This is a genomic window from uncultured Bacteroides sp. (genome assembly GCF_947632445.1).
In the GTDB taxonomy this organism is placed as follows: Bacteria; Bacteroidota; Bacteroidia; order Bacteroidales; family Bacteroidaceae; genus Bacteroides.
In genome coordinates this window covers 1-13,596 of record NZ_CANRPM010000026.1, presented here as the reverse complement: position 1 = coordinate 13,596, position 13,596 = coordinate 1, and the positions used below count along the sequence as shown (strand labels likewise).

At 45.8% G+C, this 13,596-nt stretch carries 13 protein-coding genes; 6 read left to right on the top strand and 7 right to left on the bottom strand.

Annotated features, from left to right (window positions below; translation table 11 throughout):
* Positions 1 to 115: 115 nt before the first annotated feature.
* From recG to Q0Z70_RS06950, 7 genes are read right to left on the bottom strand one after another with little or no spacing between them, the layout of a single operon-like run.
* On the bottom strand, positions 116 to 2,212 hold the full coding sequence (recG, locus tag Q0Z70_RS06980; RefSeq protein ID WP_298073382.1) for an ATP-dependent DNA helicase RecG: 2,097 nt from the start codon (positions 2,210 to 2,212) through the stop codon (positions 116 to 118).
* Entirely contained in the window at positions 2,200 to 2,874 is a 675-nt protein-coding gene (locus Q0Z70_RS06975; RefSeq protein WP_298073381.1) for a 2-C-methyl-D-erythritol 4-phosphate cytidylyltransferase, read from the bottom strand. The genes recG and Q0Z70_RS06975 overlap by 13 nt, the downstream gene beginning before the upstream one ends.
* A 7-nt stretch (positions 2,875 to 2,881) precedes the next feature.
* Positions 2,882 to 3,433, bottom strand: coding sequence for a DJ-1 family glyoxalase III (locus Q0Z70_RS06970; RefSeq protein WP_298073380.1), 552 nt, complete (start codon positions 3,431 to 3,433; stop codon positions 2,882 to 2,884).
* A gap of 17 nt (positions 3,434 to 3,450) precedes the next feature.
* On the bottom strand, positions 3,451 to 4,266 hold the full coding sequence (locus Q0Z70_RS06965) for a TonB family protein (protein WP_298073379.1): 816 nt from the start codon (positions 4,264 to 4,266) through the stop codon (positions 3,451 to 3,453).
* Positions 4,267 to 4,315: 49 nt separating this feature from the next.
* Positions 4,316 to 4,729, bottom strand: a complete 414-nt coding sequence (locus tag Q0Z70_RS06960) for a biopolymer transporter ExbD (protein ID WP_298073378.1) — start codon at positions 4,727 to 4,729, stop codon at positions 4,316 to 4,318.
* Positions 4,723 to 5,436: a MotA/TolQ/ExbB proton channel family protein gene (locus Q0Z70_RS06955; RefSeq protein ID WP_298073377.1), complete on the bottom strand. Its 714-nt coding sequence runs from the start codon at positions 5,434 to 5,436 to the stop codon at positions 4,723 to 4,725. The genes Q0Z70_RS06960 and Q0Z70_RS06955 overlap by 7 nt, the downstream gene beginning before the upstream one ends.
* Positions 5,436 to 6,149: a pyridoxine 5'-phosphate synthase gene (locus Q0Z70_RS06950; RefSeq protein WP_298073376.1), complete on the bottom strand. Its 714-nt coding sequence runs from the start codon at positions 6,147 to 6,149 to the stop codon at positions 5,436 to 5,438. Before Q0Z70_RS06950 ends, Q0Z70_RS06955 begins: the two co-directional genes overlap by 1 nt.
* Positions 6,150 to 6,253: 104 nt before the next feature.
* Between Q0Z70_RS06950 and Q0Z70_RS06945 the strand changes: the two genes are divergently transcribed.
* The 6 genes from Q0Z70_RS06945 to Q0Z70_RS06920 all read left to right on the top strand — a co-directional run bounded on the left by Q0Z70_RS06945 (position 6,254) and on the right by Q0Z70_RS06920 (position 13,397).
* On the top strand, positions 6,254 to 7,123 hold the full coding sequence (locus Q0Z70_RS06945; protein ID WP_298073375.1) for an NAD kinase: 870 nt from the start codon (positions 6,254 to 6,256) through the stop codon (positions 7,121 to 7,123).
* Positions 7,124 to 7,214: 91 nt separating this feature from the next.
* Positions 7,215 to 7,778: an L-threonylcarbamoyladenylate synthase gene (locus Q0Z70_RS06940; protein ID WP_298073374.1), complete on the top strand. Its 564-nt coding sequence runs from the start codon at positions 7,215 to 7,217 to the stop codon at positions 7,776 to 7,778.
* On the top strand, positions 7,778 to 9,568 hold the full coding sequence (locus tag Q0Z70_RS06935) for a chloride channel protein (protein ID WP_298073373.1): 1,791 nt from the start codon (positions 7,778 to 7,780) through the stop codon (positions 9,566 to 9,568). The genes Q0Z70_RS06940 and Q0Z70_RS06935 overlap by 1 nt, the downstream gene beginning before the upstream one ends.
* 35 nt (positions 9,569 to 9,603) lie before the next feature.
* A complete protein-coding gene (gene fmt, locus Q0Z70_RS06930; RefSeq protein WP_298073372.1) occupies positions 9,604 to 10,575 on the top strand; it encodes a methionyl-tRNA formyltransferase in 972 nt (323 codons plus the stop codon).
* 63 nt (positions 10,576 to 10,638) lie between these two features.
* The gene (rpe, locus tag Q0Z70_RS06925; protein ID WP_298073371.1) at positions 10,639 to 11,289 is read left to right on the top strand and encodes a ribulose-phosphate 3-epimerase; all 651 of its coding nucleotides are present in this window, start codon (positions 10,639 to 10,641) and stop codon (positions 11,287 to 11,289) included.
* Between the two features lie 56 nt (positions 11,290 to 11,345).
* Complete coding sequence (locus tag Q0Z70_RS06920; RefSeq protein WP_298073370.1) at positions 11,346 to 13,397, top strand: ComEC/Rec2 family competence protein; 2,052 nt, start codon at positions 11,346 to 11,348, stop codon at positions 13,395 to 13,397.
* Positions 13,398 to 13,596: the final 199 nt, after the last annotated feature.

The window sequence follows — 13,596 nt, the reverse complement described above, 5'->3', positions numbered from 1 at the left end:
TTTCGAATAAGTTCCACGAACTTCAATAAACTCCATAAGCAATTAATAAACAAATAGTTGCGTCTCCTTATGTTTTACAACATATCAATGATATCAACTAAATATTTAACATCCATCAACTAATAGCAGCCCAATTAACATTGTTTTTGCGCAAAACCTTTAATTGCTTCCATAAGATTTCGTTTTTGGGCAATTTCCTTTCTGGATCTTCATCCACTACTTTCTGTGCCACTTCACGTACATATTGTAATAGTTGGCCGTCACGAGCCAAATCTGCAATCTTTAAATCAAAAGCAATTCCACTTTGCTGCGTTCCCTCCAAATCACCAGGACCACGCAACTTCAAGTCAGCCTCTGCAATCTCAAAGCCGTCATTCGTATGTACCATAATTCCCAACCTTTTACGTGTATCATCAGCCAATTTATAACCCGTCATCAAGATGCAATATGATTGATCAGCCCCACGCCCTACCCGTCCACGTAATTGATGTAACTGAGATAATCCAAAGCGCTCCGCATTCTCAATAATCATGACCGAAGCATTCGGAACATTTACCCCTACTTCGATTACAGTCGTAGCAACCATTATCTGAGCCTCTCCAGAAGCAAATAGTTGCATTTGCGCATCTTTTTCCGCAGGTTTCATTTTACCATGTACTTTGCATATTCTACAATCAGGAAATGCCTCACATACATGTAAATAGCCCTCCTCAAGATTTTTTAGATCTATTTTTTCACTCTCTTTAATCAACGGATAAACGATGTAAATTTGTCTTCCTTCCGCAATTTGAGTCCGAACAAAACGATATAAATTCTCACGACGATTGTCAAACTGATGAATAGTTACAATCGGCTTACGCCCTGGCGGCAATTCATCTATAACAGATACATCCAAATCTCCATATAGTGTCATAGCCAATGTGCGAGGGATAGGAGTCGCCGTCATCACCAATACATGGGGAGGCTGTTCGTTTTTAGTCCATAAACGAGCCCGTTGAGCTACCCCGAAACGATGTTGTTCGTCAATAACCACCAATCCTAAAGAAGCAAAACCGACTGTATCTTCTATAACCGCATGGGTTCCTATCAATATTTTCACCTCACCCGAAGACAAACCTTGCAGAATAGCTTCCCTCCGCTTTCCACGAATTGAGCCCGTCAACAATTCTACTTGCACATCCATGCCGCAAAGCAATGTCCGTATTGTTTCATAATGTTGATTGGCTAAAATCTCTGTCGGTGCCATCATACACACCTGATAACCATTATCCAAAGCTATAAGCATACTCATCAGGGCAACCAATGTTTTTCCACTTCCAACATCTCCCTGCAACAAACGGTTCATCTGACGTCCGCTTCCTAAATCATGCCGTATCTCTTTTAGCACTCGTTTTTGGGCTCCAGTTAATTCAAAAGGAAGATTACGACGGTAGAAAGTATTAAAAATATCCCCAATCTGACTAAATACATATCCTCTATACTTCCGCAAACGATCGCAGGCATAACGCAATATATTAAGTTGCACATAGAATAATTCTTCAAACTTCAACCGATATTGAGCCTTTCGCAGCAAATCTGCATTACTTGGGAAATGAACATTCATAAGTGCCTCTGTTAAAGGCATCAGATGATGTTCTGTCAAAATCTCAGAAGAAAGAGTTTCAGGTAAGGGTTCACGAAGTTGCTGAACAAGCACCCCCATTAGTTTTTCAATCGCATTCGAATTCAGAAAAGACCGTTTCATCTTTTCTGTAGCATTGTAATAAGGACGCAATCCCATTACATCTTTTCTTACTTCCGTAACCAAGTCTACATCGGGATGTGCAATATTGATACGTCCATTAAATACAGTTGGCCGCCCGAAAACAATATATTCCTGGTGTACCTTGTATTTTCCTGTCAGAAATTTAATGCCTTGAAACCAAACTAAATCTACGAAACCGGTACCATCCGTAAAATGTGCAATCAATCTTCGCTGCCGTCCCTCACCCGCCAACTCAAAGCTACGTATTTCTCCTTTTAATTGAATATAAGGCATCGTTCCGTCAATCTCACGAATAGAGTAGAGTCGACTGCGATCCACATATTTATATGGGAAATAATACAGAAGATCATGTAAGGTATAAATGCCCAATTCTTTATTCAACGTAACTGCACGTTGCGGCCCCACTCCAGGCAAATATTTTATGTCTTGAGTTGTTAAATCGAACATTCTTCCAGTAAAGCCGAAGCCATTTTCAAATCGAAAGGGGTTGTAATTTTAATATTTTCGCGATTACCTTCTATTAATGAGACTACCATTCCCATTGACTCGACAACAGACGCATCATCTGTAAATTGTGGGCTATAGGGCTGTTCATAAGCCCGTTTCAGCAAAGTCGCATCAAAAACCTGCGGTGTCTGTACTAACCGATATTCATCACGAGGTACCGTAACACTACCCTCTTCTTGCACATGTCTCAACGTCTCAACTACATTAATACAAGGTACCACAGCTTGTTTCTGTGAAGCCTCCACATAACAACGCCGAATAACCTCAGAGGAAACAAAAGGTCGTACACCATCATGCACGCCAACCAAAGCAGGTGTTTTCACCAAAGCCAAACCGTTTTTAACAGAATGGAAACGAGTTTCGCCCCCATCTGCAATCCGACAAGGACGCTCAAAACGGTGCTTCCTACATAAATCCAGCCAAAACGTCTGCTGGTCATGAGGAAGCACTAAAATTATTTGTATATCCCGATTATAAGCATAAAAGGCATCTATGGTACGCATCAAGACAGGCACTCCACCAATCGGCAGAAACTGTTTAGGAATATCTCTCCCCATACGCAAACCTTTACCTCCAGCTACAATTAGAACATATTGCGTCATAGGAGTCTCATTTTGTAAGACACATGGCATTCTTTAATTCTTTCACTTTTCCCTTGCCACAGAGATGTTCCGCTAAAGCCAACGCAAAGTCTATAGCTGCACCTGGGCCTTTACCCGTGATAAAATTACCATCTTTTTCAACCATTGCACCCGTATATTCAGCTCCATCCAAATATTTGTCAAATCCGGGGTAGCAAGTAGCCTTTTTACCTCTCAACAAACCAAGATTACCTAATACCATAGGTGCCGCACAAATAGCAGCAATAGCCTTATTTGCGGAAGCATGCTTCAATAATTCCTTCCGTAAGTCTTCACATTCGTTTAGTGTCGTTGCTCCAGGCAGACCGCCAGGCAATACCAGCATCTCCGCATCGTAAAAATCGCAATTCACAATATTCTTGTCACATAATACAGAAATGCCATGTGCCCCCTTAACAATTTCATCTGGCGTGACAGATACCATTGACACATTTACACCTGCACGTTTCAAGACATCAACTGCCGCAAAGGCTTCCATTTCTTCAAAACCGTCTGCAAAAAAGACATAAACAGTTCCCATAGTCAAGTTCTCCTTTTTTATTTCAAGTTAAAATAATATGTAATAGTTCCCGATTGATTGTTCAATCCGCTAACTGTATTGAAACGAGCTTTCTTCGCTGCATCCTCAGCCGCCTTGCGCAAAGACGAATTTACCGTATTGGTCTGTCGGTTAATACTAGTAGCAATCACTTGGCCGGCGGGGTTCACGGTAATGTTTACTACAACCTTTCCTTCATCTTGCACATTATAAACGGGTTTGGGCAAACCGCCCGTTCCAATAGTACGTCCGTTTAAGCTAAATGTACCATATCCCCCCACACCACTTGTAGCTCCTTCCTGAGCATTCCCAGCAGGGCTTCCTTGAATACCCGTTCCCTCTGAATTACCTTTACTTCCCATTTGCGCACCTTTTCCAAAAGCACCTGCAACCTTACGACGGGCAGCCTCTTCAGCTTCCTTACGTTCACGTTCTGCTTTAGCCTCAGCCAGTCGTCGCGCCTCTTCCGCCTTCTCTGCCTCAGTCTTTTCAGGTTTCTTCACTTTGTCCTTTTTGGCAGATTTAGTTTCAGGCTTCAATGTAACAGTTTCTTCCAACTCCTGAGTCATTATTTCCTGCTCAACAGCTTCCTCAGGTAAGGGTTCTGTTTCTTCCGGCATCACGTCTACATCCACCAAAGAAGGGTCTGCAGTCCCCCATGCTTCAGACACTTCACCCAGCATCACAGGCATTCCTCCTTCCTCAGCCGGCGCAGGCACAATAAAGCCTGCCCATATCAAGAAAGCAATCAAAGCAATATGTACTAATAATGCCCCGCCTAAACCTATATATTTACCTTTCTCTTTTTGAGTCACAATCAGATTTTATTAATATGACAATTAAAGCCAATCCGTTTGCTCTTTATCATTTTCCATCAGGCGGCCGTGTAGCCAGCACCATCTTAAAGTGATTCTCATTCGCAATATTCAGCACTTTCACGATTTCCCGATAAGGAACTGTTTCGTCTGCATACAAGGCGACATACATTTCCGGCTCTCTTTCTGCACATTGCTGTAAAAAAGGAGTCAGTTCTTCCAATGTCACAGTCTGTTCCTTTTCATTTCCAAAAGCCGCATAAAAATTCAGATCTTTATCTATAATCACACGAGTCAAAGGTTTAGCCGATGTCTGTTGTTTACCTTGAGGTAACAAGACCTTTATCGCATTTGGCGAAACCACCGTCGATGTAATCATAAAGAAAATCAGCAGCAAGAATATCACGTCCGTCATAGACGCCATACTGAAATTAGGCGATATTTTGGCTCTTCGTTTTAGCATGGTTCATTCAATAAATCCATAAAGGCCATTGTCTTGGCTTCCATCTTATTCACCACTCCATCAACAAGTGTCACTAAATAATTGTAGGCAAACATCGCAATAATACCTACGATTAGGCCTCCTACAGTGGTAATCATAGCTTCATATATACCACCAGACAACAGGGTGATATCAATATTATTTCCAGCATTAGCCATTTCAAAGAATGCACGAACCATACCCGTCACCGTTCCCAAAAAGCCAATCATAGGAGCTCCACCGGCTATAGTAGCCATGATAGTCAATCCTTTCTCCAGTTTGGCCACTTCAATATTTCCTACATTTTCAATAGCAGCCTGAACATCACTTACAGGACGCCCCAAACGGCTGATACCTTTTTCAATCATACGCGCTGAAGGAGCATTCACACTACGGCAATAAGACAACGCAGCCTTTATCTCCCCAGCCAGGATATAATCCTTAATTTTATCCATAAACATAGGATCCTCTTTCCCTGCTTTACGGATAACATAATTCCGTTCAAACAAGATATAGAAACACAGCAGTGAAAGCAATCCCAATACCACCATTATCCAGCCGCCTTTCACAGCCATACTCCATAAACTCATCTCTTCCGGACCTACAACCGGAGTCAAAACCGGATTGGCACCCACTATCGAGTCGGCCATTGCCGGAGCCACTTGGGCCAATAATAACATTACATTCATTAATGAAGACATTTTTTGTATTCCTCAATAGTACGTTGCAAACCTAAGTACAATGCATCACAAATCAATGCATGCCCTATCGAGACTTCGTCCAACCAAGGGATGTTTTGATAAAAATAATTCAAATTTTCCAAACTGAGATCATGCCCGGCGTTCAGTCCAAGACCTAAATTGCGAACAAATTTACCAGCTTCTACAAAAGGAGCTACAGCTTCTTCTCTATTCTTGGCATATCCCGAAGCATAAGGTTCTGTATACAACTCTACCCTGTCGGCGCCAGCCTTAGCGGCATACTCTATCATTTCGACATCCGTAGACACAAAGACAGATGTGCGTATACCTACTTTATTGAAGCAATCGAGCACCTCGCTCAGAAAAGCGAAGTTAGTTTTAGTATCCCAACCTGCATTCGAAGTCAACTGGGTAGGACTATCTGGAACCAATGTCACCTGATGAGGCTTTACTTTCAACACCAAATCTATAAACTCCGGCGCAGGATATCCTTCTATATTAAACTCCGTATGTAATAATGGACGTAAATCAAACACATCTTTTTTACGAATATGACGTTCGTCTGGACGTGGATGAACCGTAATGCCGTCTGCACCAAAATTTTCGCAGTCGAGCGCCACCTTAACGACGTCCGGTACATTCCCTCCACGCGCATTACGCAGAGTTGCTACCTTGTTTATATTTACACTCAATTTAGTCATAATTCCAACGATAGTTTTGGGCAAAAGTACAAATAATAGTCCTAAGTATAGAGGAATATTATAAAAAAATAGCATCTTTGCAAAGCTAATAACAAACCTGTCATATGAAATTTGCCATATTCGGAAACATTTATCAAGCCAAGAAGTCTTCGTACGCAGGAGAATTGTTCAAACTCCTGACCCGACATGATGCTCAAATCTGCATCTGTCAGGAGTTTTACAATTTTCTGACAGAGCCCCTTCATTTAGTTCTCCCTCCGGTCGAACTATTCGACGGTGATGATTTCAATGCAGATGTCGTCATCAGTCTTGGAGGTGACGGCACCTTTCTGAAAGCAGCCAGCCGGGTAGGTAAAAAAAACATTCCTATCTTAGGTATCAACACCGGCCGTCTGGGTTTTTTGGCCGACATTCCTCCTAAAGAGATGGAAAGTACCCTTGAAGATATTTACAACTGCCATTATAAGATAGAGGAGCGCAGTGTACTCCAGCTGGACTGCAACGACAAGAACCTGATGCACTGTCCCTATGCCCTCAATGAAATTGCCGTCCTCAAACGAGACAGTTCGTCCATGATCAGCATCCATACAGCCATCAATGGCGCTCCACTCACTACTTACCAAGCCGATGGACTGATCATCGCAACTCCTACCGGGTCCACGGCCTATTCACTCAGTGTGGGAGGCCCCATCATCGTCCCCCATAGCAAAACCATTGCCATCACTCCTGTAGCACCACACAGCCTCAACATGCGTCCCATCGTCATCTGCGACGACTGGACTATCACTTTAGATGTGGAAAGCCGCAGCCACAACTTCCTTGTAGCCATTGATGGTCGCAGCGAATCATGTAAAGAAACGACCCGACTCACAATCTCACGCGCCGATTATACGATTAAAGTCATCAAACGATTCGACCATATTTTTTTCAATACATTACGTAACAAAATGATGTGGGGGGCAGACATCAGGTGAAACCCATCTAAAAAAGCACAGCCAGTCTTCCTTTAATGGAATAAAATACCTACTTTTGCGTAACAATCACTTTTAAACGGACTTTAACAAGATGAACGAAGAAATAAAAAAAGCCTGCCAGGTGATGCGCGAAGGCGGAGTAATACTCTACCCCACAGACACTATTTGGGGCATCGGATGCGACGCCACCAATGAGGAAGCCGTGCGCCGCGTGTACGAAATCAAGCGCAGAACCGACAGCAAGGCCATGCTGGTACTGGTCGACTCGGCCGTCAAGGTAGACTTCTACGTGCAGGATGTGCCCGAAGTGGCATGGGATCTCATCGAACTGGCCGACAAGCCGCTGACCATCATCTACTCAGATGCCCGCAACCTGGCTCCCAACCTCCTGGCCGAAGACGGTAGTATAGGCATCCGCGTCACAAATGAGGAATTCTCCAAACGCTTGTGCCAGCAGTTCCGCAAGGCAATCGTGTCGACCTCAGCCAACGTGAGCGGACAGCCTTCGCCGCTGAATTTCGGCGAAATCAGCGAAGAAATCAAGGCGGCCGTAGACTACATCGTGGACTACCGCCGCGAGGAAACCGCCCAGACCAAACCGTCGAGCATCATCAAGCTGGACAAAGGCGGCGTCATCAAAATCATCAGACAATAATGAAAGCAGAACGAAAAAATCTGTTGCAACGTTTCCTCGTCTGGCGCGAGAAGAACATCAAGGAGAAACACTTCATCCTGATACTCAGTTTCTTGGTAGGTATCTTTACGGCTTTGGCTGCCTTAATACTGAAAGTACTCATCCACTGGATAAAGGACTTCCTGACCGAGAACTTCGACACAACGGCAGCCAACTACCTCTACTTGGTATATCCTGTGGTCGGCATCTTTTTGGCCGGTCTGTTCGTGCGCTACGTAGTAAAGGACGATATCAGTCATGGAGTAACGCGCATCCTCTATGCTATCTCACGACGACAGGGACGCATCAAGCGGCACAATACGTGGTCGTCCATCATCGCCAGCTCCATTACCATCGGTTTCGGCGGTTCGGTTGGAGCAGAGGCACCTATCGTACTGACAGGTTCAGCCATCGGTTCCAATCTGGGCAGTATTTTCAAAATGGAGCACCGCACGTTGATGCTGCTCGTGGGATGCGGTGCGGCGGGTGCGATAGCCGGTATCTTCAAGGCACCCATCGCCGGACTGGTATTCACGTTGGAAGTGCTGATGATAGACCTTACTATGTCATCGCTGCTGCCTCTGCTGATATCGGCGGTAACGGCGGCTACGGTATCCTACGTTATGACAGGGCAGGAGGCTCTATTCCAGTTCCACTTGGACCAGCCCTTTGAGCTGAACCGCATCCCTTACGTCATCATGTTGGGCATCTTCTGCGGATTAGTGTCACTCTACTTCACGCGCACTTTGAACTCTGTGGAAGGCCTGTTCGGACGCCTGCACACACCATACAAGAGACTTGCCGTAGGCGGCGCCACGCTAAGTATTCTCATCTTTCTCTTCCCGCCCCTTTACGGCGAAGGGTACGAAACCATCGAACTGCTACTGAACGGTACGACTAATGCCGAGTGGGACACGGTAATGAACAACTCCTTTTTCTACGGACACGGCGACCTGCTACTCGTCTATCTGATGCTCATCATCCTCTTTAAGGTGTTTGCCTCGATCGCTACCAACGGAGGAGGAGGCTGCGGCGGTATCTTCGCTCCCTCGCTTTATTTAGGCTGTATTGCAGGTTTCGTTTTCTCGCACTTCAGCAATGAGTTCGACGTAACGGCTTACCTGTCCGAAAAGGACTTTGCTCTAATGGGCATGGCAGGCGTAATGAGCGGCGTGATGCACGCCCCGCTGACAGGCGTATTCCTCATTGCCGAGCTGACAGGCGGCTACGACCTGTTCTTGCCGCTGATGATTGTATCCGTCAGTTCCTACCTAACCATCATCGTCTTCGAGCCTCACAGCATCTACTCCATGCGTTTGGCCAAGAAAGGTGAATTGCTAACCCACCACAAGGACAAGGCAGTGCTGACACTGATGAAAGTAGAAAACGTAGTAGAGAAGGACTTTGCAATTGTCCATCCCGAAATGGATTTAGGCGAAATGGTACGAGCCATCTCGAAATCGAAGCGCAATGTTTTCCCCGTTACCGACGAAGAAGGAAAGCTGCTGGGCATTGTCTTGCTGGACGACATCCGTAACATCATGTTCCGCCAAGAGTTGTACCACCGCTTCACCGTCAATAAGTTCATGACTTCAGCCCCCGGCCGCCTCTACGACACGGACAGTATGGAACAGGTAATGCGGACTTTCGACGATACCAAAGCCTGGAACCTGCCTGTCGTCGACCAGGAAGGCAAGTATCTGGGCTTCGTCTCGAAATCGAAGATATTCAATTCGTACCGCGAAGTGCTGGTGCGCTTCTCGGATGAATAGTCTCTGAACATATTCTAAACCTATTAACGAACAACATGAAGAAAGAAGAACTGAGAATCGTATATATGGGCACGCCCGACTTTGCGGTGGAGGCCTTGCGTTGCTTAGTGGCAGGCGGCTACAACGTAGTCGGCGTCATCACCATGCCCGACAAGCCCGCCGGGCGTGGGCACAAGTTGCAATACTCGCCCGTCAAGCAGTATGCGCTGGAACACAACCTGCCCCTGCTCCAGCCCGAAAAGCTGAAGAACGAAGAGTTTTTGGACGCCTTGCGCACCTGGAAGGCCGACTTGCAGATTGTCGTGGCCTTCCGCATGCTGCCCGAAGCCGTGTGGAACATGCCCCGTTTGGGCACTTTCAACCTGCACGCCTCACTCCTACCCCAATACCGAGGAGCCGCCCCCATCAACTGGGCTGTCATTAATGGCGAGACAGAGACGGGGATAACCACCTTTTTCCTGAAGCATGAGATAGATACGGGCGAAGTCATCCAGCAGGTACATGTCCCCATTGCCGACACAGACGACGCAGGCATCGTCCACGACAAGTTGATGATGCTGGGCGGCAAGCTGGTGACCGAGACTGTGGATGCCATCCTCGACGGTACCATCCGCAGCATCCCGCAGGAAGAGATGGGCATGACGGGCGAACTGAAACCGGCTCCTAAAATCTTCAAGGAAACATGCCGCATTGATTGGAAGCAGCCTGTGAAACGCATCTACGACTTTGTACGCGGGCTGTCTCCCTACCCTTCAGCATGGACTGAACTGGTACAACCCGACGGGACGACAGTCGTTTTGAAAGTTTTTGAAACTGAAAAGATCATCAAGCCCCACCACAATTTGGAAGCCGGAAGCCTTCTCACCGATGGCAAAACCTATATCCACGCAGCCGCACAAGACGGCTTTGTCAGCATCCGTTCCCTGCAACTGCCGGGCAAGAAACGTCTGAAGACCGACGAACTGCTTCGCGGTTTCCACATAGACAATTCGTTTAAAATGAAATAACAATGGAATAAGACAAGAAAAACAGCCTTTTCCCTTACAGAAAACAGCGAGATACAAAAGCCTATGAAACCTATCATTTCCCCCTCCATCCTGTCTGCCGACTTCGGGAACCTTGCCCGCGACATCGACATGCTGAACCGAAGTGAAGCCGACTGGCTGCATATCGACATCATGGACGGTGTCTTTGTACCCAACATATCGTTCGGATTTCCGGTTCTAAAGCATGTGGCTAGATTGACCCGGAAACCTCTCGACGTACATCTGATGATTGTACAACCTGAGAAATTCATTGCTGAAATTAAGGCATTGGGGACAGAAATCATGAACGTACACTACGAAACCTGTCCACACCTGCACCGAGTGGTGGAACAAATACGAGAAGCAGGCATGAAACCCGCCGTTACCATCAATCCCGCCACGCCCGTTACGCTGCTGAAAGATATTGTTCGTGAAGTAGACATGGTGCTTGTCATGGGAGTCAATCCAGGTTTTGGCGGACAGAAGTTCATCGAGAACACGGTGGAGAAAGTACGCGATCTGCGCGAACTTATCACCCGAACCGGTTCAAAAGCGTTGATAGAAGTGGACGGCGGTGTCAATCTGGAAACGGGTGCCCGCCTTATGAAAGCCGGGGCCGATGCTCTTGTAGTGGGAAATGCCGTTTTCTCCGCGTCTATTCCCGAAGAAATGATTCACGCATTGAAGAACCTGTAAAGATATAACAGCTCTTGTTCGTTGCTGCATTACAACAGCATCCTTTTCTGCGACTGTTGCTACCGTTAGTCATAGGGATTGTATGTGGAGATGCTTTTCCGCATGCAGTTCCTATAAGTGTATGTATAGGAGGCATTACGTTTCTGACTATCCTCCTTCCTATCTGCTTCTTCACGAATTGGAAATATTGGTTCGGAGCCTGTCTGTTCTTGTTAATCATCACTATAGGCTTCACTCTAACCGCCCGACAAGTATCAGCCACGACATTCCCGGTTTCTAACCGTCCCGCCGTTTATCAAGTAACAATCAACCAAACCCCAGAAAGAAAGGCACGCAGTGTACTTTGTCCGGCTGTCGTCACATTTATTCTTTCAAAAGACTCGACCCTAACGACTGCCCCTAATCATCCGCAAGTCCTGCTCTACCTTCAACCAGACTCGATAGCCACCACTTTGAAACGAGGCGACCGCTTATGGATACATGCCCGCATCGCCCCTCTTTCCAATAAAGGTATTCCTCATGAATTCGACTACGCACGCTTCCTACAGCGTCGTGGCATCAGCGGAACGTCCTTCATACCTTCAGGATATTGGCAGAAAACCGGACATGATTCTTTACGGACTTTTCGACAAAAAGCAGCCGACCAACAGGAAAAGATTGTCAGCCTCTACCGCAAATTGGGTTTCCAAGGGGACGAACTGGCCATACTTTCTGCCCTGACCGTAGGCGACAAAGACGAACTAAGCGAAGAGATGATCGAGACTTATTCGAAAACAGGCGCCAGCCACGTATTAGCATTATCAGGTCTGCACATCGGCTTTCTATATGCACTGTTATGGTTCCTGACAGCTCCCATTTGGAAACGTCTCCGATTCTTAAAACTTCCGTTACTAACCTTGATTATCATTCTTTTATGGGGATTTGCTTTTCTCACGGGGTTATCCCTTTCCGTAGTACGCTCCGTCTGCATGTTTTCCATACTGACCTTGTCTCATCTTCAACCTGAGAAAGCCATTTCTGCCAACACACTGGCCACAACTGCATTTTTCATGCTGATTATCCATCCGATGTGGCTGTTCGATGTGGGGTTCCAACTCTCTTTTGCCGCCGTAACTTCCATCCTGATGTTTTATTCTAAGTTGAACCGTCTCTGCCAAAGCCGATATTGGCTTATCCGTAAAATCTGGAGTTTAATGAGCGTTTCCATTGCGGCGCAAATAGGAACAGCCCCTCTGGTTATCTTCTATTTCGCACGTTTCTCAACCCATTTCCTATTCACCAACCTATGGGTTATCCCTATGGTATCCCTCATTCTCTATGCCGCAATCTTTCTGTTATTACTTACACCTTTCGAGCCGTTACAGACTTTCATGGCTCCCTACATCGGAAAACTCATACAAGTACAAAACAGTGTACTCCAACAAACCGAGCTGTGGCCATACGCCTCTATCGACCATCTCTATCTGGATGCATACGAGGTCTTTCTCCTATATCTGACATTGCTGCTATTCTATCGTTTTCTAAAGTTCCGCATACCGGCCAACGCTTACGCCCTGCTAAGTGCCCTACTGATATTCGGCATCTATCACACAACCATACTCGTCCGTCATACCCCGTCTCCAGGCATTGCTTTCTACAACATTTCAGACTGTCCTTCAGTACACTGTCTGTCAAACGGCCCGCAATCATGGCTCGTATGCTCTGACAGCATTCCCCGCACACACCGGCTCTGCCAGTCATTGGCTCCCCATTGGAATAGCATGGGGCTAAACACTCCACTGATTCTAACCCAACGATATGACAATCATTCTATCTTTCTATGCAATAACATACTGACCTATAAAGGCAAACGGATTTGCTTACTTAATGATGACCGTTGGAATAAGAAAACCGCTGCACATCCTCTACCCATTGATATCCTTTACATCTCTCACGGCTATCAGGGTGGCATCAAGGAACTTACCTCCTTGTTTCGCATTCAAACTGTTATTTTGGATGGCTCTCTCTCCAATTATTCAAGAAAAATCATAACAACTGAGTGCCTGCAATTAGGCATCGGCTATCGGTTGCTCGATCAAGAAGGATACATACACATTCCTTTGAAATAAATCCTTGTTTCCGACTGCTATCCCCGTCTTTTGCCCTTCATACGCCTATTGAACCGGCAAAAACAAATAATTTCATTTCTTATCTTCATAAAACAAAATTTACATTTTTATTGAATCATAGGGCTTGTATATCCAACTGATTCACAGCGGCTTATATTTCCATTCCGTTATCTGCGAAATAACGGAACAAAACCCATAG